Annotated in this window: 16 protein-coding genes; 14 read left to right on the top strand and 2 right to left on the bottom strand. The window is 63.5% G+C overall.

Translation table 11 applies throughout. The annotated features are described in order from the left end of the window. The first annotated feature begins 32 nt into the window (after nt 1-32). The 9 genes from BACI9J_RS14775 to BACI9J_RS14735 all read left to right on the top strand — a co-directional run bounded on the left by BACI9J_RS14775 (nt 33) and on the right by BACI9J_RS14735 (nt 16,473). Entirely contained in the window at nt 33-1,004 is a 972-nt protein-coding gene (locus tag BACI9J_RS14775) for an AAA family ATPase (RefSeq protein WP_159735039.1), read from the top strand. Between the two features lie 123 nt (nt 1,005-1,127). Continuing rightward, on the top strand, nt 1,128-2,549 hold the full coding sequence (locus BACI9J_RS14770; protein ID WP_159735038.1) for a DUF58 domain-containing protein: 1,422 nt from the start codon (nt 1,128-1,130) through the stop codon (nt 2,547-2,549). Beyond that, the gene (locus BACI9J_RS14765; RefSeq protein ID WP_159735037.1) at nt 2,546-5,071 is read left to right on the top strand and encodes a transglutaminase family protein; all 2,526 of its coding nucleotides are present in this window, start codon (nt 2,546-2,548) and stop codon (nt 5,069-5,071) included. The genes BACI9J_RS14770 and BACI9J_RS14765 overlap by 4 nt, the downstream gene beginning before the upstream one ends. After that, the gene (locus BACI9J_RS14760) at nt 5,061-6,680 is read left to right on the top strand and encodes an RDD family protein (protein WP_159735036.1); all 1,620 of its coding nucleotides are present in this window, start codon (nt 5,061-5,063) and stop codon (nt 6,678-6,680) included. Before BACI9J_RS14765 ends, BACI9J_RS14760 begins: the two co-directional genes overlap by 11 nt. Continuing rightward, nucleotides 6,677-7,603 (top strand): PP2C family protein-serine/threonine phosphatase, encoded by a 927-nt coding sequence (locus BACI9J_RS14755; protein WP_159735035.1) that lies wholly within the window; start codon nt 6,677-6,679, stop codon nt 7,601-7,603. The genes BACI9J_RS14760 and BACI9J_RS14755 overlap by 4 nt, the downstream gene beginning before the upstream one ends. Beyond that, the gene (locus BACI9J_RS14750; protein WP_159735034.1) at nt 7,590-9,485 is read left to right on the top strand and encodes an FHA domain-containing protein; all 1,896 of its coding nucleotides are present in this window, start codon (nt 7,590-7,592) and stop codon (nt 9,483-9,485) included. Before BACI9J_RS14755 ends, BACI9J_RS14750 begins: the two co-directional genes overlap by 14 nt. Continuing rightward, the gene (locus BACI9J_RS14745) at nt 9,482-11,272 is read left to right on the top strand and encodes a serine/threonine-protein kinase (protein ID WP_159735033.1); all 1,791 of its coding nucleotides are present in this window, start codon (nt 9,482-9,484) and stop codon (nt 11,270-11,272) included. Before BACI9J_RS14750 ends, BACI9J_RS14745 begins: the two co-directional genes overlap by 4 nt. 45 nt (nt 11,273-11,317) lie before the next feature. After that, nucleotides 11,318-12,022, top strand: a complete 705-nt coding sequence (locus tag BACI9J_RS14740) for a hypothetical protein (protein ID WP_141283662.1) — start codon at nt 11,318-11,320, stop codon at nt 12,020-12,022. Further along, nucleotides 12,019-16,473 (top strand): FtsK/SpoIIIE domain-containing protein, encoded by a 4,455-nt coding sequence (locus BACI9J_RS14735; protein WP_159735032.1) that lies wholly within the window; start codon nt 12,019-12,021, stop codon nt 16,471-16,473. Before BACI9J_RS14740 ends, BACI9J_RS14735 begins: the two co-directional genes overlap by 4 nt. A gap of 289 nt (nt 16,474-16,762) precedes the next feature. Here the strand turns inward: BACI9J_RS14735 and BACI9J_RS14730 are convergent, their stop codons facing one another. Further along, a complete protein-coding gene (locus tag BACI9J_RS14730) occupies nt 16,763-17,035 on the bottom strand; it encodes a hypothetical protein (RefSeq protein WP_159735031.1) in 273 nt (90 codons plus the stop codon). A gap of 137 nt (nt 17,036-17,172) precedes the next feature. Here BACI9J_RS14730 and ligA point away from each other — a divergent pair, with 137 nt between their 5' ends. Genes ligA through BACI9J_RS14715 form a run of 3 tightly spaced genes read left to right on the top strand, consistent with a single transcriptional unit; the run spans nt 17,173 to nt 21,601 of the window. Then, on the top strand, nt 17,173-19,530 hold the full coding sequence (gene ligA, locus BACI9J_RS14725) for an NAD-dependent DNA ligase LigA (protein WP_159735030.1): 2,358 nt from the start codon (nt 17,173-17,175) through the stop codon (nt 19,528-19,530). Beyond that, nucleotides 19,527-20,351: an inositol monophosphatase family protein gene (locus BACI9J_RS14720; protein WP_159735029.1), complete on the top strand. Its 825-nt coding sequence runs from the start codon at nt 19,527-19,529 to the stop codon at nt 20,349-20,351. Before ligA ends, BACI9J_RS14720 begins: the two co-directional genes overlap by 4 nt. Before the next feature lie 41 nt (nt 20,352-20,392). Then, complete coding sequence (locus tag BACI9J_RS14715; protein WP_159735028.1) at nt 20,393-21,601, top strand: AAA family ATPase; 1,209 nt, start codon at nt 20,393-20,395, stop codon at nt 21,599-21,601. A gap of 21 nt (nt 21,602-21,622) precedes the next feature. On the opposite strand, the gene BACI9J_RS14710 is transcribed toward BACI9J_RS14715, so the two are convergent. Next, complete coding sequence (locus tag BACI9J_RS14710) at nt 21,623-22,990, bottom strand: LLM class flavin-dependent oxidoreductase (RefSeq protein WP_159735027.1); 1,368 nt, start codon at nt 22,988-22,990, stop codon at nt 21,623-21,625. A gap of 300 nt (nt 22,991-23,290) precedes the next feature. Here BACI9J_RS14710 and BACI9J_RS14705 point away from each other — a divergent pair, with 300 nt between their 5' ends. Together BACI9J_RS14705 and BACI9J_RS14700 are read left to right on the top strand one after the other, a co-directional pair. Beyond that, the gene (locus BACI9J_RS14705) at nt 23,291-23,803 is read left to right on the top strand and encodes a GNAT family N-acetyltransferase (RefSeq protein WP_159735026.1); all 513 of its coding nucleotides are present in this window, start codon (nt 23,291-23,293) and stop codon (nt 23,801-23,803) included. A 57-nt stretch (nt 23,804-23,860) separates the two neighbouring features. Continuing rightward, complete coding sequence (locus BACI9J_RS14700; RefSeq protein WP_159735025.1) at nt 23,861-24,241, top strand: RidA family protein; 381 nt, start codon at nt 23,861-23,863, stop codon at nt 24,239-24,241. The last annotated feature ends 65 nt before the right edge of the window (nt 24,242-24,306 follow it).

Raw genomic sequence — 24,306 nt, 5'->3', positions numbered from 1 at the left:
ACACCTCCATACCCAAGGAACAGGATCTACCGATGACCATGACAAACGAGCAGGCCGCGTGGTTTGCAGAAACGTTCGAGAAGCTCGTTGCCAACGTGGGCAAGGCCGTGTTGGGCAAAGAGCACGTCATCCGGCTGACCTTCACGGCGATGATGGCCGAAGGCCATGTCCTGTTTGAAGACGCACCGGGCACGGGCAAGACGTCCCTGGCGCGTGCCCTGGCCGCTACGGTTCAGGGTTCGCACAACCGTATTCAGTTCACGCCTGACCTCCTGCCGTCCGACGTGACAGGTGTGACCATCTACGACCAGAAGACGCAGAAGTTCGAGTTCCACAAGGGCCCGGTGTTCAACAACATCGTCCTGGCCGACGAAATCAACCGTGCTTCCCCGAAGACGCAGTCCGCGTTGCTGGAAGTCATGGAGGAGTCACGGGTGACCGTGGACGGCACCACGTACGAGGCAGGCCGCCCGTTCATGGTCCTGGCTACCCAGAACCCCATCGAGCAGGCGGGTACCTACCGTCTGCCCGAGGCCCAGCTTGACCGCTTCCTCATCAAGACCTCCATCGGCTACCCGGACCACGCATCCACTGTTCGGTTGCTGGGCGGAGCCAACCTGAAGGATCGTTCCAAAGACCTTTCAGCTTTGATCACCACCCAGGCGGTGGCTGATATGGCGGACCTGGCAGCGACAACCCACGTGGATACCGCGGTGCTGGAGTATATTTCGCGCCTTTGCGAGGAGACCCGTAACGCCGTTGAAACCCGTCTTGGTGTTTCGGTCCGTGGTGCTCTGGCGATGGTCCGTGCCGCGAAGGTCTGGGCAGCCAGCCAGGGCCGGAACTTCGTGCTGCCGGATGACATCAAGGAACTTGCTCCTGTGGTGTGGACCCACCGTTTGGTAATGGACCCGGAAGCGGAATTCTCCGGTGCTACACCCGAGGTGGTCCTCAACCGCGTCCTCACCGACGTCGCCGCCCCGCAGCAACGCGCCAGCGCGTAGGTCAGCTCCGGCGCGTAGGTCAGCGCCAGCGCGTAGGTCAGCTCCGGCGCCTACCAAGCTCCGGCTCCTGGCACCGTCTCCGCATCCCGCTCCATCGCATCCAGTTCAAGCAAAGGCCCCCATATGTCCTCCAGCACACCCCTGAACAGGGCTGCTGATTCGTTCAAGCGCGCAGCGTCATCGCTTGGCGATAAGATGCACTCCCTGCGCGGTCCTGGCAGTGAGCCGGGGAAGCGTCCCGGCCGGTCGAACAAGAGCGGCCAGCCCAACAAGCGCGGCCAGCCCGGCAAGCTCCATCCAGCCGCTGTGTGGGCCGAAGCTGCCGGAACCGCGGGCGATTTCCTCTCGCCGGCGTGGGGCAAGGTCCGGGCTGTGTGGCTGAGGTTCGTGTGGCCCGTCCTGGCGGTAGTGAGCCTGCTCGGTTGGGTAGTGTTGGCTGCTTCAATCGGGCTGTGGTGGGCAGGGCAGGCCTGGGGCTGGCAGGAGGCGAAGTCCGCTGCCATGGTGGCGTTCCTGTTGTTCCTCCTGGCCATCGGGTTCATTGTGGGCCGATCGGCGTATGGTGTGGTCCTGGACCTGGCCCGCACCCGGGTGGCGGTGGGGGACGATGCTGTGGGCAGCATTGCTGTGTCCAATGTTTCCACCAGGCCGTTGTTGCCTGCAGCGTTGGAACTCCCCGTGGGTTCCAATACTGCCGTTTTCCATCTGCCCCGCATGAAGCCGGCGCAGGTTCATGAGGATCTTTTCACCATTCCCACCGCCCGGCGTGCAGTAATTGTGGTGGGTCCGGTCCGGTCTGTTCGCGCGGACCCGCTTCACCTGCTCCGGCGCCGTGTCATGTGGACGGACCCTGTGGACTTGTTTGTGCACCCCCGCACTGTTTCCCTGGGCAGCTCGGCGGCAGGCTTTATCCGCGACCTTGAGGGTATGCCTACTACGGAACTGTCCAGCGCGGATGTTTCCTTCCACGCGTTGCGCGATTACGTTCCGGGCGACGATCGTCGCCACATCCACTGGAAGACCACTGCCCGCACCAACAAGCTCATGGTCCGCCAGTTCGAGGAAACCCGCCGCGCGCACCTTGCCATCTCCTTGTCCATCAATACCGATGAGTACGACTCCGAGGCGGAGTTCGAAATGGCGATTTCCGTGGGCGCTTCGATTGGCCGCCAGGCCATCCGGGAGCAGCGTGACCTGGACGTCCTGACCCAAAAGGGGCCGCTCCGTTGCGAAACAGGCCGTAACCTGTTGGACGACATGACCAGGATTGTCGGGGCACCCATGCGGAAAACCGCCGTCGACCTCGCCCGAACCCTGGCAGATACTGTCCCTAACGCCTCCGTGGTGTTTTTTGTTGTGGGTAGCCATGTAACCGCCACGCAGTTGCGCACGGCCGCCGCGTCCGTGCCTCCCGGGGTGCGGAGCCTGGCGGTGCGTGTCCAACCCGGCGCGGCTCCGTCGAGGGCAAACATCGCGGACCTGACGGTCCTTACGGTGGGCGACCTGGACGATCTGGCCATTGTTCTCCGAAAGGCGGCAGCATGAGCACCGCGCCCAATCTCCGTCCCCGCGCGAAGGATGCCCGCGCAAAGGATGCCCGCGCAAAGGAAACCCGCGCTGCCCAAGGGCCCAGGTCCGCGGCGCGGGGAAAGGGCGGGTCGATCTTCAGCGACGGCCGGCCTCTGTGGCATTTCGCTGTTGACTGCGCTGCACTGCTGGTGCTGTTGTTCCTCGGCGTCCTGGGGTTCACGCTGAGCTTCGGGGGAGACCCCCATTTCCTGATCGCGGGCTTTGGCGGCATGCTGCTGGGGTTGGGCATTGCTGTCCTGAACGCGCACTTCAGGCTGGGGCTGCTGATTACCACTGCGTTGGCCTTCGGTGCCTACATGGTCTTCGGATCGGCGCTTGCTGTTCCGGACTCGGCAGTTGTGGGTTTCCTTCCCAGCCTGGACTCCTTGCGCACGCTCTTGCTGGGCATTGTCTTTGCCTGGAAGGACATGCTCACTGTCGGCGTTCCCGTGGGGACCGCGAACGGCATGCTGATAGTGCCGTTCCTAAGTGCATTGGTGACGGCACTGGCCGCCGGCCTGCTGACATGGCGGCTGAAGAGCCCGTACTGGCCGTTGCTTCCTGTGCTGGTTCTCTTCGTCACGGGTATTGCCTTCAGTACCAGCGCGGGCTTCCTCAACGTGGAGCGCGGCGTGTCCCTGACCATTGTCTGCATTGTGTGGGCGACGTTCCGCCGCGACGTACTGCGAAGGAACAGCACCAAGGCGGTTTCGGCCAACAGGCCGGATTCCGACGCCGCTACGGCCCGCCGCGGGCAGCTCCGCCGTCTGGGAACTGCTGCAGCCGTGATTGCCGTGGCGGTGGGAGTCACCGCAATTGCCTCGCCGTTGGTTACCGCAAGCGATGACCGCAAGGTTCTGCGTAACACGATCGTCCCGCCTTTCGATCCCCGGGATTACATCACCCCGCTGGCCAGCTTCCGCAGCTTCGTCAAGGATGAGAAGGACAAAACGCTGTTCACGGTCAAGGGCCTGCCCAAAGACGCCCGTGTTCGGCTGGCGGCACTGGATGCCTTCAACGGCCTGAACTACACCATGGATCCCAACAGCTCCGGCAACTTCAGCAAGGTGGGCGACGCCCGTTCGCTGAACACGCTGGCGGACTCCGGGAGCCCGGCGCAGGGCACCAACTACACGTTGGACATCACCGTGGAGGACTACCAGGGCTACTTTGTCCCGGGCGGACGGCACACCACGGGCATGAGTTTTGCAGACACCTCAGGCGCAGCCTCAGGGCTCTACTTCAACGCGGGCACGGACACTGCTGTGACCACCAAGGGCCTGTCCAAGGGTGAAAGCTACACCGTGCAGGTCTCGGATCCCGGGACGCTGGAGCACGGACAGCTCACGCAGTACGACTTCGCGAAGCTCACGCTGCCCGAGGCGGAGGAAGTACCGCCGATTGTGGCCTCGCAGGCGAACCAGCTTTCGGAGGATGCCCCTACGGCCATTGACCGGGTCCGGCAGATTGAGGCGCACTTCCAAAAGAGCGGTGCGTTCAGCAACGGCCTGGTGGCCGAGGGGCAGCTGCCCAGCCTTCCGGGTCACAGCGCTGCACGCGTCCGCAACATGCTTACCGCCAAGCAGATGCTGGGCGACGACGAACAGTACGCCGTATCCATGTCCCTCATGCTCCGCCACCTTGGGATTCCGTCCCGTGTGGTGATGGGGTTCTACCCCGATCCCAAGAGCCCCGAGAACGGCGCCGGTGACATCAAGATCACGGGTAAGGACGTTCACGCTTGGGTTGAAGTGGCGTTCGACCGCGTGGGCTGGGTTTCCTTCGATCCCACACCGCCCAAGGACAACGTTCCCATCCCGCCGGACCCGGAGAACAAGTCCAAACCCAAGCCGCAGGTGCTGCAGCCGCCGCCCCCGCCGCAGGAACCCGCGGATCTGCCGCCGGACTCCACCCCGGACGCCTTGGACGCAGACGAGAAGAAGAACAACCCCTGGCTGTTCTGGGGTCCTTTGCTTGCCGCCATTGGCATGGCACTGATTCCGTTGGGGATTCTCGCCTTGCCGCTGCTGCTGATACTCCTGCTGAAATCACGACGCCGGAAGGCGCGTTTCCGTGATGGCCACCCCGCCCAGCGGGTGGGCGCTGGTTGGAACGAAGTGCTGAGCCTGGTCACAGATATGGGTGCCTCGATCGACACCAAGTCCACCAGGCGCGAGTCGGCCACGGTCATCGCAGATGCTTTCCCCACCACCGGAACCACCACCACCTTGCTTGCCCACCGAGCCGACGCCGCCGTATTCGGTGCGGGCGAGCCCACTGAGGACGAGGTCAAGGAGTACTGGGAGATCGTTGATACTTCGCTGACCGGTATCACCGGAAGCGTGGGTTTCTGGAAGCGGCAGCAGGCGCGATTCTCACCGCGTTCGTTGCTGTCCGATGGCCGCGCGGCCCTTCGACGCCGTCAACAAAGCACCACCGAGCCGAGGAAGCGCCGATTCACCTTGCCGTTCAAGAAGGACACCACTGATGAGCAATGAGACAGAACTGTGCCCGGCTTGCCGGCACGGCGTCCGCCCGGGCGCCACGTTCTGCACCCAATGCGGCTCACCGCTGAATAACCGAGGTGCCCGCAAGGAAGGCAACATCGACCATGCCCAGAAGGCGGCGTTGGAGTTCGCCAACCGGCACGGCTTCTCCGATCCCGGTAGTATCTCGGTAGTGTCGGCGCCGGCGTCGCCGATGCCGCACGGACCAAAAACCATGCCGGATGGTATGCCGGGGCCAGGGGGAGGGACCACAATGACCACCAAGCTCGAATTGGCGCCCGCCTCGGCGGGGAAACGTCTTGGGGCGGCTGTGTTGGACTGGCTGGGGCCCTTTGCCGTACTCGCAACCACCTTCGCTATTGGTATTGCCGGCATCACCCAGACCCGCAGGAACGGCTTCATCGTCTATGACACTGGTCTGCTGGTCCTCCTGGGGAGCATCGGCCTGGGCGTCACCGTGCTTTACACCTTCGTCATTCTGGGTCTCGAGGCGAAGTCCGGAAACACCGTCGGAAACCAGCTCATGGGCATCCGCAGTGCGGATGCTGATGGCTATGCACCAGGGGCCGGCGTCGTTTTCGTCCGGGGGATCCTCACAGGTGGACTCTTGCTGCTGGGCTCCATTGTTGCTGTCATCCTCTCAGCCCTCGGATTGATCGGGCTGGTCCTGTGGATTGCCCTGCCGCTGATGTTCCTCGGTGTTGTTTGGGCTGTCCTCGTGGTGATCTCCAACGCCTGGGACAAGGAGGGCAAGCTGCGGGGCTGGCAGGACATAGCGGCAAAGGCCTTGGTGTTCGACGTCAACGCGGGTCGCAATCCGGTGACTACCGGCGGCATACAAGGTCCGTACAGTTTCGCTCCCATGGATCTCCCGCCGGTCCAACCTGTGGCGTCGCCGGTACCATCCGGCCCGGCGACGGGTACGCGGCATAACACGAAGGTTCAAGCGGCTCCCGGGCAGGCCGCTCCGGCCCGGATTGCTTCCGGTCCAACGGCGCCCGCCCAGGCAACCCCCGTCGCGTCCCCTGCGGCGCCGGCCGTTCAGCCTTCGCATGATCCCAACCAATGGCGTCCGCCGTCGGCCTCATTCCCACCAGTACCGCGCACCACCGCAACGCCGCAAAACCCGGCGGAACAAGCCCCGGCCGTGCAGGCGCCGGCAGTTCCACAGGCAGTAACGCGCACGCCTCAAGATACCCTTGCTGTCACCGCCCACCCGGACGACGACGTAGAGCGCACCCAGATGCGCCCGGGTGCTGCCCGCGCCCAAGCCGTCTTGCGGATCCGCATTGACGATGGCCAGGACATCCAGTTGGGCGGCTCAGTTCTTCTCGGCCGTAACCCGGCACCGCAGCCCGGGGAATCGGTGGAGCAACTGTTGCCCGTTACTGACCCTGGCAGGTCCATTTCCAAAACACATCTGCATCTGCGCGTTGATGGCGACGGTGTGTGGGTCACAGACCGTCATTCCACCAACGGCAGTGCCGTCACCACACCCGACGGGTTGCAGACCAGGCTCCACCCGGGCGAAGCAAGCTTTGTCCGTCCCGGTTCCACCGTTCACTTTGGGGACCGTTCCTTCCACCTAGGACAAGCATGAACTCACAGCCGGCCACCCCCGCCAATGCCGAAGCGGGACCCGCTTCAGGGGGATCTGCTTTCCGACTCAGCTACGGGTATGGAACGGACCGCGGTCTGCGGCGTGAATTGAACGAAGACTCGTTCATAGCCTCAGACCCGGTGTTCGCCGTTGCGGACGGCATGGGCGGGCACGAAGCCGGGGAGATCGCAAGCGGCATGTGTGTCCGGGCACTGGGCAGCGCCCCTGAATTGTCCACAGGCGTGCGTACCGCGACAGCAGCGGACCTCCAGTCCTGCCTGTTGAAGGCCGACGCTGCCATCCGGGACGCCACAGGTGCCCGCGCAGGGACCACCCTGTCCGGAGTGGTGGTGGTGGAACAGATGGGCTTGCCTTATTGGCTGGTCATGAACATCGGCGATTCCAGGACGTACCGCCTCAGCCAGGGGGAATTCGCACAGGTAAGCGTTGATCATTCCGAGGTGCAGGAGTTGGTGGACTCGGGGGATATCACCGCCGAGCAAGCAACTGTCCACCCCCGCCGCCACGTGGTGACGCGTGCCCTGGGAACCGGCGATGAGACAGAGGCCGATTTCTGGTTGCTTCCCATCCAGGAAGGCGACCGGATCATGATCTGCTCAGATGGCCTTAACGGCGAATTGGGCGATGATCATATGTTCCGCATACTCAGCACCGTTGCCCATCCACAGGATGCTGTGGACGCGCTGATTCAGGCTGCTCTGAGGAGCGGCGGCAGGGACAACGTCACCGTCATCGTGGTGGACGCAAAGAACGTTTTGAACGACGCCGGGATCGCCATCACTGCGCCCCGTCCTGAAGTTTCCTCCGAGGTTGAAGAAGACACCCTTCCCCGGGCGTGGGTGAACGGCACCGATGAGGTTTCCGGGGCTGATCAGGAGGAAGGCATCGATGGCAAGCAGTAACGGCCTTTCACTGACCCGATACCAGCAGGGTGAGTGGTTTGGTGTTGTGCGGAATGGAACGGTGGTGCTTCTTGGCCCCGACACACCGCACGCTTTGATCGACACCGTCTGGGAGTTGCTGGCATCCGCACCGGAGGCCCACGAAGTCCTCCATGAGGTGACGGAGGCCTTTGGTGTTTCCCTGAGCCGTATCCCGCCCTTCGGGATTATTGATTCCAAAGACGCTCTCCGGGTGTTTCTCCGGGGAGACCTGGAACTCGTGGTGCAGTTGGGCGGAGGCGCCCAGCAGGGCGGCAGCGAGGAACGAGTCTCGGGGCGCGACGTCACCACGTGGACCGAACGCCGGCTCGCGGATGCCACCGCCTATAGCGTGCGGATCGGGGACGGCGCTGCCGTGAACAGCTCCGCCCTGAACAGCTCCACCCTGAACAGTCTCCCCGTGGGGGAGGGAGTGGTCCTCCTTTCATCCCTGGACGCCTCGGGCGGAACCTCAGGCCGTGCGGAAAGCGCGCCCGTAGTACAGCCCGCGACGGTGTCCGACGAGACCATGATCGGTTTCACGGAGGCGGACCTCGGCCTGACGATCGCACCCGGCCACACACCGCCGGAGGAGCCCTCAATGCCTGTGGAACCCACAGCGGCTGTGGAACCCGCAGCGCCTGTGGAACCTACAGCGGCTGTGGAACCTGCAGCGGCTGTGGAACCTACAGCGCCTGAGGAACCCGCAGCGCCTGAAGAACTGCCTGCATCTGAAGACCAGAGCGCATCTGAAGACGAGCCTGTGGCGGAGCGGGAGTCAGCTTCAGGGACGGATTCGGATACATCCGGCGTCCCGGTCCACACCAGTACCACGGATCCTTTACTTCCCTCGCTGGAAAACACCACCAACTATGACCATTTGTGGGACAAGACGGTGATGCGGAACATCGAGGATGCCGCTGTCCGCACGGATGAGGGGTCTGAGGATCACGGCTCGCCTGCTTCGACGGCACAGGAAGCCCAGACACCCCAAGCCCCAACACCCCCGGCTCTGAACCCGTCAGCCGAAGCAACAGGTGATCATGGTTCGCAAGGAGGGTCCGCCGTCGGGCCTGTTCCTGTTGCGCCGGCTTCTGCACCGCGGGTTCACGAGGAAAGTGTGTCCGCAGCAGCGCCGTCCAGTGGGCTGATTGACTCGGTTCCGTGGCTGCGCAGTGGTTCTTCCACTCCAGGATCCGCCAGTGAGCAGCAGGCTGCCCAGCCAGGCCCCGCAGCCCCGCCCGCGCCACAAGTACCAACAGCTTGGAATCCGGCCCCCCAGGACACCCCGCCGGATGAGGACTCGGATCATGACGGCCAGACCATCATGAAGAGCAGCCTTCCTACGGCAGTTGACGGAGGCGCCAAAGATGCTCCTGGCGGCACGGATGCGCCGGCGGTCGCAGGGCCCAGCGTTTTGGCACGAATGTGCTCCAAAGGGCACGCCAACCCGCCCACGTATCCGCAGTGTTCGGTATGCGGAATACCCGTAACGGGAGACGCGGTTCATGTACCACGTCCACGCCTGGGCAGGATGCGCCTTTCAACAGGTGAGCTGATTGACCTGGACCAGTCGCTCATCATTGGCCGGCAGCCCTCTGTGTCCCGTGTTCAGGGCGGCACCATGCCGCGTCTGGTCCAAGTGGACAGCCCGGGAGGTGACATTTCCCGCTCCCACGTTGAAGTCCGGCTGGAAGGTTGGCACGTCATGCTGTGCGATCTGAAGGCAACCAACGGAACCGTGCTCATCCGGGAGGGCCAGGCACCACGTCGGCTTGCCCAAAATGAGATGGCTATCCTGCTGGACGGCGACATCGCCGAGTTGGGTGACAACATTTCATTGCGTTTCGAGGAGATTCTTTGAGTTCCAAGAGGCCCCCTGCGCCGCCTCCACCCATTCCGGGTTTCAAGTACATCAGCCTGCTCGGCTCCGGTGGCTTTTCGGATGTTTACCTTTATGAGCAGGATCGCCCGCGCCGAAAAGTAGCGGTTAAGGTGCTGTTGTCCGATCTGAAGACCGAAGGGGCACGCCGCCGTTTCGAGTCCGAAGCGAACCTCATGGCCCAGTTGTCGTCACATCCTTACATCGTGACGATTTTCGAAGCCGAGATCACCGAAAACGGACACTCATACCTCGCCATGGAGTACTGCTCCAGGCCGAGCCTGGACGTCCGCTATCGTCGTCAGAGATTCAGCGTTGACGAGGTTTTGGCCGTCGGCATCCAAGTGGCTTCCGCCGTCGAGACCGCTCACAGGGCCGGTATTGTGCACCGCGACATCAAGCCTGCCAACATCCTGGTGACCGACTACAACCGGCCTGCCCTGACGGACTTTGGCATCTCCGGAACCATTGGCGCCGATACCGAGGATGACGCAGGAATGTCCATCCCGTGGTCCCCGCCGGAGCAGTTCCGCGGCGGCGCCGTAGATGGCGTTCCCGTAGATGTTTGGGCACTGGGCGCAACGTTGTACACGCTCCTGGCGGGTCGCTCGCCGTTTGTCCTCCCGGGACAGGACAACTCGCAGCGGGAACTGATCTCCCGCATTACCAACTCACCGTTGCCCAGGCTGGGACGTGCCGACGTTCCGGAGTCCCTGGAGCTGGTACTGGCCACGTCCATGGCCAAGTCGCCGGAATCCCGCTATTCATCCGCGCACGCTTTCGCGCTGGCACTCCAACGGATCCAGGCTGAATTGAACCTGTCCGTGACGCCTTTCGAGGTGCTGGAAGAACCCGGGCATGGCGACGAGCAGCATCCGGATGACAACTTCGAGGAAACCCGTGTCCGGAGCATCGCGTCGATCGATCCCGACGCTTCGGGAACAGCTACCACGGGCTCGGCACCTACGTTCCCGGCGCGAACCTTCCCGTCCACAGCTCCGGGCGGCACCCAGCGGCCCGCGCAGCCGGCTCAGCGGCCCGCCCAACCTTCCCAGCGGCCCGCCCAACCTTCCAGCACCGCGCAACCTGTCCAGCAGGCCGGTGCCACCGCTCCGCCGGTGTTCCACGCGCCGGCGTCGCCCGGATATACGGCACCGGGAGCGTACACAGCCCCCGGTGCCCAGTACGGCCCAGCCGAGCCGGACACTGCAGAATCCACGGTTCTGCGCGGCTGGCAGCCCTCGCAACCGCAGGATGATCCCGGGGCAACAGTCAGCCGTTCCACTGTTCCTGCCGGGGCCTCACCGGTAGGCCAGGAAGATGCTCCGCCGGCAGACCACAGCAAGCGCAACCTCTGGCTTGCTGCCTCCGGTGCCGCGGTGCTGGTAGTGGCAATCGTGGTTGGCGTGGTGTTGGGTGCGCAGGCGCAGCCCAAGGTGGCGCCGACGGAAACGTCCAGCAAACCACCGGCCGACGCTTTGAGCGACGGCAGTGTTCCGGAGGTCGCGGGAATGTCGGCAGCACGCGATGCCAAGGACCGCAATATCATCGTCTTCTCCTGGACGAACCCGCAGCCGATGCCGGGAGATGTTTTCAAATGGCGCGTCAAATCTGCGAAATCTGAAGGCGTCTACGAGAACAGCTCCACCGGCAAAGCGTTCCTCTCCGGGCTGGAGGAACCACCCATTTGCGTGCAGGCCATCATTGTCCGCGCTGACGGCTCCGCGTCACCCGGCGGGCCGGATTCCATCGCCTGCCTGGACGAGTAGCCGGCATATGCGAACAACTTTCCGCCAACCAAGGAGGCACAGATCATGGGGGATCTAGCAATAGATTTCTGTGGTGAATGGTACGAACCATCCGACGAGGACATCTTCGATATTGGACGCGAAGGTGACCTTGAAGTTGATGACAACCCGTACCTGCACCGGCGCTTCCTGCAGATAGCCCGTTACGACGGCATGTGGTGGCTCAGTAACGTGGGCAGCATGTTGTCCGCAACTGTGGCTGACGGTTCCGGCGGCATGCAGGCCTGGCTGGCTCCCGGTGCGAGGATCCCGTTGGTGTTCAGTCACACCAACGTGATTTTCACTGCCGGACCCACCACGTACGAATTTGCCGTGCACTTGAAGACGCCCTCCTTCCGGCATGAAGCCCGCGATGAGGATCAGGCGGGGGACACCACCATTGGACCGGTGGTCTTCACCGATTCGCAGAAGGCGCTCATTGTTGCCCTGGCCGAGCCCATGTTGCGTCGCGACGGCACCGGGTTCAGTGCCATCCCCTCATCTGCCGAGGCAGCCAAACGACTTGGCTGGGCGCTGACCCGTTTCAACAGGAAACTGGACAACGTTTGCGACAAACTGGACCGGGTAGGCGTAGTGGGCTTGCGCGGCGGCGTTGGAAAACTTGCCACCAACCGCCGCGCGCGACTGGTGGAACACGCCGTGACCTCGCACCTTGTGACCCCGGCTGACCTGCATCTTCTTGAAAAAATGAGTGGAGTCGACGAAGGATGAAGTTCCGCCTGACCTTGCGGCGTGACCCTGCGGAAGCAAAGGACCTCGCCGTAACGGTGGATGGTCGCGCCACCGTGGCTGACATTGCCACCGAACTGTGGGCGGCCGACCCCGCACGAAAGGGGACCGAACCGCCGTCGAACCTTTCCATCAGTGTGGACGAGGCTTTTGTTGGCGGCGGCCTCTCCGGCCACGTTCTGCGGCCCACGGACAACCTGCTGGAGTCCGGCCTGCGGCCCGGGTCCAAGGTCTCCCTGGCACAGGTGAGCGAGCAGTTCGCCTCCAACGGACACGCCAACGGCATTAGCCGGGGACCTGCGGCGGCGACGTTGCGCGTCATGTCAGGGCCCGACGTCGGACGCGAGTTTTCGCTGCCGTTCGGCACCAGCTACATCGGCCGGGACCGGGACGCCGACATCCGGTTGTCGGACCCTCTGACCTCCAAGCGCCATGCCCGCATCACGGTGGGCGAAACCGTGGAAATCGTGGATACGAACTCCGCCAACGGACTCCTCATGGATGGATTGCCGGTCACGCGGGCAACGCTGGAGTCCTCGGACACCGTGACCTTGGGCGATACCTCAGTGGGCGTTGTGGCCTTGTCCCGCAACCACGGCGGCGGCCCGTCGTCACCGCTGGTGGATTTCAACCGTTCGCCGCGTGTGCTGCCCAGATTCGAGTCGCCCAAGCGTGTACCGCCTGCCGGTCCCAAGCGCCCGGAACACCAGCCCTTCCCGTACATCATGCTGATTGCGCCGCTCCTGATGGGCGGCGTGCTGTTCGCGTTCACGCAGAACCTGCTGTCCGTGATTTTTATGGCCATGATGCCGCTGTTCATTGTGGGGCACTATGTGGACCACAAGATGCAAAGCAAGCGGCAGGCCAAGGAAGGCCACAAACAGTTCAAAGCCGCCATGCTGGCCTTCCGCGAGGACATAGACAAGCAGCAGAATATTGAGCGCGCTGTCAGGCTCCAGGAAGCGCCGTCCGTGAGCGATACGGTTGATGCCATCTACAAGCTCGGTCCCTTGCTTTGGACCCACCGGCCCGAGCATCAGCACTTCCTGGGGGTCCGCTTCGGGCTGGGCTCGGCACCCTCGCGCATCCAGTTCGAGGAACCCGGTGCCAACGAAACCGAGCCGCAGTACATGCGGGAGATCCAAGAGTGCCTCACACAGGTCCGTGTCATTGAGGGCGTTCCGATTGTCTCGCAACTGCGCACCTCGGGCTCGTTCGGCGTGGCCGGCGACCGCAGCGTGGTGGATGACGTAGCCCGCGGCATGGTCCTGCAACTGGTGGGGCTTCATTCGCCCGCTGAAGTCGTCCTCACAGCACTGACCTCGGCGCGTTCCCGTGAAAGGTGGGACTGGCTGCAATGGCTCCCGCATGTTGGTTCAGGCCACAGCCCCATTACCGGCGATCACCTGGCTGCCGGCCCCGGTGCCGGTGCTGCCTTGTTGTCCAGGCTCGAAAGCCTTATTGAAGAGCGCGAGTCCCTGGCCAAGGAGCCCGGACCGCACCCGCGCCCCGGACTCAAGAATGAGCACGAAGAGATTCCGGGGCCGGTGGTTCCGGCCGTCCTGGTGATCGTTGAGGACGACGCCCCCGTGGACCGCGGACGGCTGACGCGCTTGGTGGAACGCGGCCCCGACTACGGCGTGCACATCATGTGGGTGGCCGCCAACGTGCAGTCCCTCCCGGCCGCATGCCGTGACTTCCTGTCAGTGGACGGCGATCACGGCACCACCACGGGCCAAGTCCGCTTGGGCCGCCACACGTACCCGGTGAGTTGCGAAAGCCTCGATGCCGACCTCGCCACCCAGTTGGCGCGCATGATGTCGCCTCTGGTGGATGTTGGAAACCCGCTCGACGACGACTCCGACCTCCCGCGCGCCGTCTCCTACGCCACGTTGATCGGCAAGGAACTGATGGACAACCCCCAGGCTGTGGCCGAGCGCTGGCAGGAGAACAACTCCGTCCACGCAACGGCCGTGCCCAACCGGAAGGACAACGGCAGCCTCCGTGCGCTGGTTGGTTCCAAAGGTGTGGAACCGTTCTACCTGGACCTCAAGAATGAAGGGCCGCACGCACTGGTGGGTGGTACCACGGGTGCCGGCAAGTCCGAGTTCCTTCAGTCCTGGGTGATGGGCATGGCCGCCGCGTACAGCCCGGACCGCGTCAGCTTCCTGTTCGTGGACTACAAGGGCGGTGCTGCATTCGCCGACTGCCTGCATCTGCCGCACACGGTCGGACTGGTCACAGACTTGTCCCCGCACCTGGTGCGCCGGGCGCTGACCTCGCTCCGCGCTGAGCTTCACTACCGGGAGCGGCTCCTGAACCGCAAGAAAGCCAAGGACCTTCTGGCGCTGCAACGCGAAGCCGATCCTGAGGCGCCCCCGTACCTGATCATCATCGTGGATGAATTCGCCGCTCTGGCTACCGAAGTGCCCGAGTTCGTTGATGGTGTGGTGGATGTGGCCGCCCGTGGCCGTTCCCTGGGCTTGCACTTGATTCTGGCCACGCAACGTCCTGCCGGTGTGATCAAGGACAATCTGCGCGCCAACACCAACCTTCGCGTCGCCTTGCGAATGGCCGACGAAGTGGACGCAACAGACATTTTGGGTGTTCCCACCGCAGCCTACTTTGACCCGTCCATCCCGGGCCGTGGCGCTGCGAAGACCGGTCCCGGCCGCATCCAGGGCTTCCAAACCGGGTACGCCGGCGGCTGGACCACCGAAAAGCCGCAGCGTCCCAGGATCGACATCGTGGAGATGGCGTTCGGATCCGGCCCCACGTGGGAACCTCCTCTGGAGTCACAGGTGGAAGAAGAACCAGCCGGGCCCAACGACATTGCAAGGATGACCGGAAACATCATCCGGGCAGCTGACGTCCTGTCGATCGAACCTCCCCGGAAGCCATGGCTCAACGAGCTCGCCACCACCTACGACTTCTCCAAGCTTCCCAATCCGCGGACCGATGAACGCCTCCTGCTGGGTGTGGCAGATGACCCCGCCCACCAGGACCAGCCCACAGTGTTCTACGAGCCGGACAAGGACGGCAACATGGCCGTCTACGGCACGGGTGGATCCGGTAAGTCAGCGGCGCTGCGCGGGATTGCCATCGCAGCCGCTGTCACCCCGCGTGGCGGGCCCGTGCACGTCTACGGTGTGGACTGTGGTTCATCAGGGCTCAAAATGCTTGATGGCCTTCCCCATGTTGGTGAGATCATCAACGGCGACGACGTAGAGCGTGTTGGGCGACTCCTGCGCTGGCTCAAGGAAGTGGCGGATGACCGCGCTGCACGGTTTGCCGAGGTCCGGGCCTCCACCATCGTCGAATACCGGCAGCTGGCAAACCGGCCCGAAGAGAAGCGCATCTTCATCCTGGTGGACGGCATGTCCTCTTTCCGTGAGTCCTACGAGTACAGCAACTTGTCCGCGCTATGGGACATCTTCCTGACACTGGCCACTGACGGACGTCCCCTGGGCATCCACCTGGTAGTCAGCGGCGACCGCACCAACTCCGTTCCGGCGTCGCTCCTTGCTTCAATCCAGAAGCGGCTGGTCCTGCGTCTGAGTTCCGAAGACGACTACATGACCCTTGACGTTCCCAAGGATGTGCTCACCGCAGCCTCGCCTCCCGGACGTGGCTTGTTGGACGGGCTCGAAGTTCAGCTCGCCGTGCTGGGGGGCAACTCCAACCTTGCGCTCCAAGCCCGTGAAGTGGCCAAGCTCAGCCAGGCGATGCTCCGCCAAGGCCTCGAGCAGGCGCCTCAGATCCAGCGGCTCCCGGAGCTGGTGGACCTGGACATCCTCCCCGGCGGCGCTCCGGACAACCCCGTCATTGGTGTGGACGACGAAACACTGGGTTCGGCGGCCATCGCCGCCAAGGGATCCCTCCTGCTGGCCGGACCTCCCGGTGCAGGACGCACAGTGGCACTGGTCACCCTGGCCTACGCTTTGCGGCGTTCGAACCCGCGAACCGACCTGATCTACATTGGTTCCCGGCGCTCCGCAGTGGCATCCCTGAACATCTGGAGCAGGTCTCTGGTGGGTCCGGATGAGGTCTCGGACGTGGTGGATGACCTGATCGATAAAGCCGCGGACAACCCTGGAACCATGGCCATCTTCATCGAAGGCCTGACAGAGTTCACGGATACACTGGCGGAATCCGGCGTGGGACGTCTGGTAACGGCGGCCATCAAGGCTGATCAGTGGGTGGTAGGCGAGTCCGAAACCTCCACCTGGTCTCAGGCCTGGTCCCTTGCGCAGCCGTTCAAATCCGGACGCCGAGGGCTCCTGCTCAACCCCGGTGACGTGGAGGGCGATACACTGCTCAACACCTCCCTGGGCCGGATCAGCAAGGACTTCATCCCGGGTCGCGGGTACATCGTGGGACGTGGAAAGGTACGCAAGCTCCAAATCGCCATGCCGCCTGAAAACCGTAGCTAGGAGGCTACTACATGCGACACCCCCTCATTCCAGCCACGCTGCTTGCCGTTGGATTGCTGCTCGCGCCCGTTGCAGCCGCTGAAGCTGCCCCTTGCAACGGAAAATTCTCCTGCGCGCCCACTGAGGGTTCCGACGACCCAAAACCCACGCAACCCGGGCTGGCTCCGGAGGAGGATACAAAACCGCTGCCCCAACCGGAGCCGACCAGGGAGCGGGAGACGCATCAAGCTCCTGCACCCCCCGTGCAAGCACCTCCTCTTCAGGCGCCGCCTGTGCAAGCGCCTCCCGTTCAGGTTCCGCAGCAACCCGCGGTGCCCCAAGTGGTAACGGTGGCACCACAGGTGGCCGATCCGGCGTCGAACTCCGCCGATCCCGGCGCAAGCGCGGGGACCGCGTCAGCGTCAGCAACGCCATCGGATACGCCCTCCGCAACCCCCTCGGGGAGTACGGGGTCCGCGAGCGCAAGCCCGACTGTTTCCTCCAACTGGAACACACCGGTAGGCAAGGACAAGCAGACGCAGGCGGCTGCTATGGCGTCGAGCTCCTTCTCGGGTCCGAACATGCTGGGCCTCTTCGGGCTTCTGGGGGCTGTTCTCTTGGTGGGCTTGGGAGGGCTCGCTTTCGCACTGTGGAGCAAGAACCGGCTCTCCTCGCACTAACGGCTCTTTAATTGTCGGCGGGTTACGGCAAGATAGACCTGTGAGCACACCAGAGAATCCGGATCCGGTAGAGACCACAAGCCAGGAAGCCGCCGAGGCTCTCGTCGCGGAGGAGGGGACTCCGCCGTCGGAGACCCTGCGGGATGAGTACGAGCAATTGGCGGACCTCGTCCGTAAGTACCGTTACGCCTATTACCAAGAGGATGCGCCAACGGTTTCCGACGCAGAGTTTGATGAACTCTATCGCCGGCTGGAGGAACTGGAAGCGCTGCATCCGGAGCTTGTCTCCAATGACTCGCCCACCCAGGAAGTTGGTGGCGAGGTCTCTTCTGCTTTCGCAGCGGTGGAGCACCTGCAGCGGATGTACAGTCTTGACGACGTCTTCTCCTTGGACGAGCTCGAAGCCTGGGTCCGCAAGGCCGAAGCATCGGTGGCGAAGCTCGGCGATTCGGTCCCGCCCATCGCCTGGCTGACAGAGCTGAAGATCGACGGCCTTGCCGTCAATCTGCTGTACCGGGACGGGAAACTGGTCCGTGCTGCAACCCGCGGCGACGGCACCACGGGCGAAGACATCACGCATAACGTCCTCACCATCAAGGAGATCCCACGGCAGCTCAGTGGGTCCGGGTACCCCTCCGAGGTGGAAATCCGTGGCGAAGTTTTCATCCCTTCCAAGGCCTTCGTGGCGTTCAACGAAACGCTGGTTGCTGCCGGTAAGGCGCCGCTCGCGAACCCCCGCAACGCTGCCGCGGGTTCACTCCGGCAAAAGGACCCTGCGGAGACCGCAAAGCGCCCCCTCAGCATGTTTGTCCACGGCATCGGCGCCCGGGAAGGGTTGGATGCCAAGAGCCAATCAGAAACATACAAGCTCCTCGAAGAGTGGGGGCTCCCCGTCAGCCCGTACCTCAAGGTGCTGGATACGTTCGATGACGTCCTGAAGTACATTGCCGATTACGGGGAGCGCAGGCATAAGCTCCTGCACGAGATCGATGGCATTGTGGTCAAGATTGACGACTTCGCCACCCAGCGGGCGCTTGGTTACACGTCCCGGGTGCCCAGATGGGCTGCCGCGTACAAGTACCCGCCTGAGGAAGTCCACACCAAGCTCCTGGACATCGCAGTCAACGTGGGCCGCACGGGGCGTGTCACTCCCTTCGGCCTGATGGAGCCGGTGAAGGTTGCCGGATCCACCGTTGGGATGGCCACCCTGCACAATCAGGACGTAGTCAAGGCCAAGGGTGTCATGATCGGCGACATCGTGATTCTCCGCAAGGCGGGGGACGTCATTCCCGAGATCGTTGGGCCCGTGTTGGCGCTGCGTGACAAGCAGGATCCGCCGGTGCGCGAATTCGTGATGCCCACCGAATGTCCGTCGTGCGGCACTCCGCTGGCGCCGTCGAAGGAAGGCGATGTGGACATTCGTTGCCCCAACGCCAAGTCCTGCCCCTCGCAGTTGCGGGAGCGGGTGTTCCACCTCGCGGGCCGTGGTGCGTTCGATATCGAAGCGCTCGGGTGGGAAGCAGCCATTGCCCTTACCCAACCTGCGGAGCCGGAAACACCCCCGCTGACCAGCGAAGCCCGGCTGTTCAGCCTGACGCGCGATGACCTGAAGGACGTCCTGATCCGCAGGGAGAAGCGTTCCAAGGGCGTGGGTACAGGTGAGTATGAGCTGGTCCCGTACTTCTACACCAAGGGAACAGCAAAGTCTCCGTCCAAGCCCACAGCCACCACGGAAAAACTGTTTGTGGAACTGGAGAAAGCGAAGAAGCAGCCACTTTGGCGAGTCCTGGTGGCGCTCTCCATCCGGCACGTGGGGCCCACAGCCTCACGCGCCCTTGCCACCGCGTTCGGCAGTATGGACGCCATCCGCAACGCCACCGAAGAGCAGATGGCTCACGTCGATGGCGTAGGTCCCACCATTGCCGTGGCGCTCAAGGAATGGTTCGCCGTGGACTGGCACAACGAAATTGTGGACAGTTGGGCCGCTGCCGGGGTGCGTATGGAGGACGAACGGGACACATCCATGCCGCGGACGCTTGAGGGGCTCACTGTGGTAGTCACGGGCACCTTGCCCAACTTCAGCCGTGACGAAGCCAAGGAAGCCATCATCATCCGGGGCGGCAAGGCCTCCGGGTCCGTCTCCAAGAACACCAGCTATTTGGTGGCTGGTGAAAGTGCCGGCACCAAGCTGGACAAGGCCGAACAGCTTGGCGTCCCGGTGCTGGACGAGGACGGTTTCCGGGAGCTCCTGGCGAACGGACCGGCTCAGGCCGGAACTGTATCCGAAGGAGCAACTGAGGAAGCTGCTTTGGACGAAGCTGCCCTTGCGGAGGAAGCAACTGTGGTGGACGAAACAATTCCTGTGGACGAGCCATCAGCGGAAGCGGCGTCGCAATGACCGACGCAAAGGAACTGCTTGACGTAGCCAAGCGTGCAGCGGCTGCGGGTGCAGCCGTACTCGCTCAGCGCTCTGCCACCGGCACGGGCGGCAAGGGCCTGGAAACCAGCAACAAGGGTGAGGCGGGGGACTGGGTCACGGCTTTCGACGTCGCGGCAGAGAACGCGGTCCGCGAAGCGATCCTTGCCGAGCGTCCGCATGACACCATCACGGGGGAGGAACACGGAACTACCCGGCCCGAGCAGCCCTCGGGGTACCGATGGTCCATAGATCCCTTGGACGGGACCACCAACTTCATCCGAAACATTGTCTACTACGCCACCTCCGTTGCGGTGGCGGACTCCGACGGCGTCTGGCAGGCCGGCGTTGTTCACGCACCGGCGTTGGGCCGCATCTACTTCGCAGCCCGCGGGCTGGGCGCATGGATGGAGGCCGGGGGAGTAGTGACGCCTCTGGCCGGTCCGGTCCCAGGGCGGACGGGGCTCATTTTGGCAACGGGCTTCAGTTATGACCCCGCAACACGGGCCAGTCAGTCGGAGGGCCTCGCCGGGCTCATGGACGGTTTTGCCGATGTCCGGCGTCTCGGGTCGGCCGCCCTGGACCTTTGCCTGGTGGCAGACGGCACCTTTGACGCGTACGGGGAACGCGGCCTCAACGAACACGACTTTGCTGCAGGGGCCTTGATAGCGGAAGAAGCAGGGTGCTGGGTTCGCCGTCCACGCCTGGAAAGTCCACTAGCTGGTGGGCCAAGCACGGAGGACCGTTTGGCATCGTGGATGTGCGCCGGGGCCTTGGAGCTGTCCGGGAAGTTTCCACTATGACAATCCACCGGCAGTGATCCTCAACAGGTGACCCTCAATCGATGATCAAAGCACTCGCCATTGCCAACTACCGTTCCATCCGCGATCTTGCCATGGAGTTGCACGGCTTGGACATCGTTACAGGGGCCAACGGCAGCGGGAAGTCCTCCCTCTACCGGGCGCTGCGGCTGTTGGCCGAGTGCGCCGGAGGAGACTCCGGAAACGTAGTGGGCTCCTTGGCCCGGGATGGTGGGTTGGCTTCCACACTGTGGGCCGGCCCTGAGTCCATCAGCGAAGCCATGCGACGTGGCGAAGTACCCGTCCAAGGGACAGTCCGCCGCGAATCGGTCAACCTCAAACTGGGTTACTCCGGCGACGACTTCGGCTACTTGGTGGACCTCGGTATGCCGGTGTCCAGCGGCGCCGGTTTTGACCCGGAAACCGGCCGTTCCCGCCCCTCGGCTTTCAGCCTGGATCCTGAAATCAAACGGGAACAGATCTTCTCCGGCCCCGTTGCACGGCCGGGATCGCTGTTGGTGGACCGCAAGGGGAGCTTGGCCAAGCTACGCGGACCGGACGGCGAGTGGACTGAACTGTCCCGGCGGTTGGACACTTTCCAGAGCCTGCTGACGGAGGTCTCGGACCAGGACAGGGCACCGGAAGTCCTGCGTGTCCGTGACTCCGTCCGTTCCTGGCGGTTTTACGATCACTTCCGCACGGACGCCGAGGCTCCCGCGAGGCAGGCACAGCTCGGAACCCGCACACCCGTGCTCCATCACAGTGGCAAGGACCTCGCGGCTGCTCTGCAAACACTTCGCGAGGTGGGCTTCGAGCGGCAGCTGGATGCCGCCGTCGATCACGCCTTTCCCGGAAGCCGGCTGGAAATCGCCGTCACGGACGGACGGTTCAGCGTGGAGCTCCGTCAACCCGGAATGCTGCGGCCCATGAAAGCCGCCGAACTCTCCGACGGAACCCTGCGCTTCCTCCTCCTCACCGCAGCCTTGCTGACTCCAAGGCCACCGGAGCTCATGGTCCTGAACGAACCAGAGACCAGCCTCCACGTTGACCTGATGCCGGCTCTGGCCGGGCTGATCGTCCAGGCCAGTGCCAACAGCCAAATGATTGTGGTGACCCACTCCGAGGCCCTGCTCAAAGCCCTCCGTGAGAGCGGCGCCGCCCATGAGCATGAGCTCTACAAGGACCTCGGCGAGACCAGGATCAAGGGCCTGGGTGCGCTGGAAGGTCCTATGTGGAGCTGGCCGAAGCGATAAAACTGCGAGCCTTTGGCGCAGCTAGAACGCTGAACCGATGGACGTGAGCTCCTGCGGGGCGTTCCCGGCGTACTGGTTCTGCGGGCGTGCCAAGCCGTAGTGCCCGCGAAGGGTGGATGCGGTGTATTCCGTGCGGAACAGGCCGCGCTGCTGGAGGATGGGCACCACGTGGTCCACGAAGATCTCCAAACCGGAAGGAAGGACCGGCGGCATGATGTTGAAGCCGTCGGCAGCGCGTGCAATGAACCAGTCCTGGATGGCATCGGCCACCTGTTCCGGTGTCCCGGAGAAGGTCCGGTGTCCGCGTCCGCCACCGAGTCGGCCGATCAGCTGGCGGACTGTGAGCTGTTCGCGCCTGGCCAGCTCCACAATCAGCGTGTAGCGGCTCTTTGAACCTTCAATGTCGTCCTCGGTGGGCAGGTCCGCCGGCAGTTGCCGATCCAAAGGAAGATCCTCAGGGGCAACGCGCAGGGTCTTGGCCAGCTGCTCCCGGGCATACTCCGGTTTGATGAGCTGGTCCAGTTCACGCTCGAGCTTGAGGGCCTCAGCTTCGGTGGAGCCGATCACCGGGACAATTCCGGGCAGGATCTTGATCCCTTCCGGGTCACGGCCCGCCGCTGCGGTGCGTGCCTTCAGGTCTGCGTAGAAAGCCTGTGCGTCGGCGAGGGTCTGGTGCGCGGTAAACACGGCTTCCGCGTACTGTGCTGCCAGGTTTTTGCCGTTTTCCGAGGACCCGGCCTGGACGATCAGCGGATGGCCCTGCGGGGAGCGAGGGACGTTCAGCGGGCCACGGACGCGGAAGTGTTTGCCTTCGTGGTCCACCGTGCGGATCTTTGTATCGTCGCCCCAGACGCCATCAGCTTTGTCAGCCAGAACGGCGTCATCTTCCCAGCTGTCCCACAGCTTTTGGGCGACCTCAATGAATTCGGCGGCCCGTTCATAACGGACTGCGTGGGCCGGCTGGTCATCCACGCCGAAGTTCCGGGCGGCATCAGGACCGGCAGTGGTCACAACGTTCCAGCCGGCGCGGCCTCCGCTGACCCAGTCAACGGAGGCGAAGCGGCGGGCAAGATTGAAGGGATCGTTGTAAGTGGTGGACGCCGTGGCGATCAGTCCAATCTTTTGGGTCGCCGCGGCGAGGGCCGTCAACAGCACGGTGGGCTCCAGCTTCCCGGCGGGGCGCCGTCCCACTTCACCGAAAAGGACAGGGGAGTCGGCGAAGAAGATGGAGTCCAGCTTTCCTCGTTCGGCTGTACGGGCCAGATGCTGGTAATGCTCCACCTTGGTAGAGGCAAGGGGATCGCTCTCAGGCAGACGCCACGATGCTTCGTGGTGTCCGGTGCTCATCAGGAACGCGTTCAGGTGGAGTTGGCGGTCTGGCAAGGTCATGGTTGCTCCTCGAGTCAGGACGGTTTTGCGGCTGGTGTGTGGCAACTCAAGCACGGGTCCGGAGACGTCCGCCAGCGGCCCGACATGTCTTCGCAACAGCAGGAAACCGGGGTTCACTGCACGCAACGCAACTCAATTCGACGCCACGGGAGGCAACACAAAAAGCAGCCCATCCGGGACCGGGCGGCATAGCGCCCGGCAACCATTCCGACGTCGCGCGTTCTCAACGTGACTGATAGTTCCATCACCAAAAGGGGCTTTTGGAGCCTTTGGTGCATCAAGCCCCACTACCATTGGTAGGTGCTTTCCCCGATTACCGTCCGTCCCGCCCTGCCCGAAGACTACGACGCCGTTGCCCGGATTACGCAGGAGTCCTACGTCACTGCGGGGTACTACGGCGACGCTGATCACCCGTACCTGCAGAAGCTTCAGGACGTGGCCGGACGCGCGGAGCACGCCGAGATCCTGGTGGCGGAGCGCAACGGCGAGGTTATCGGCTCGGTAACGGCGGCACCGGCCGGGGGCGGCTTTTCCGATATCGGCCTCGAGGACGAACTGGAACTCCGTACCCTCGTGGTGGATCCGGCAGTCCAACGGTCGGGGGCCGGCCGCGCGTTGGTGCAGGCCGTCGTGGAGCAGGCAAAGTCCATGGACGGAATCAACGCAGTCTCCCTGACCACAGGTGCCACGTGGGAAAGTGCCAACGCTCTGTATGCGCGAACGGGCTTTGACCGTGCCCCGCACCGCGACTGGTTCGTCCCCGGGACCGACATAAAGCTGTTCGTTTACCGGCTGGACCTCCCGCAGTCATAAAGTTTCCTTCGTAAACGCCGGTCACCGGACCGTGCGAAGCGACAGGAAAGGCGCGGCATGCGCAAGACATTCGGCACGGGTTCGGTTTGGGAACAGACCCTTGGATATTCCCGTGCAGTCCAGGTGGACAACACCCTCTTCATTTCGGCCACGGCTGCTTCCGGACCTGACGGGATCGTTGGCGACGACTTCTATTCCCAGACCAAGTACATCCTGGAAAAGCTCGGCGCTGTTCTGGAAGATGCCGGCTTCTCCTACCAGGACGTTGTGCAGTCCAAGCTGTACCTGACGGACATCAGCAAGTGGGAAGATGCCGGCCGCGCGCACGGCGAAGTCTTCGGGGAGATCCGCCCCACCCTGGCCCTGGTGCACGTCCTGCCGTTCCTCGACCCGGAAATGTTGGTGGAGATCGAGCTGGTGGCGCAAAAGTCCGCCTAACCCACCCAACTGGGGGACAGTAAACGCTCCATTGGGCCTTCATAAGAGCGTTTGCTGTCCCTTAC

It is taken from the genome of Arthrobacter sp. 9V (assembly GCF_902506065.1).
Classification (GTDB): domain Bacteria; phylum Actinomycetota; class Actinomycetes; order Actinomycetales; family Micrococcaceae; genus Arthrobacter.
This window is presented reverse-complemented; position numbering and strand designations above follow the sequence as displayed.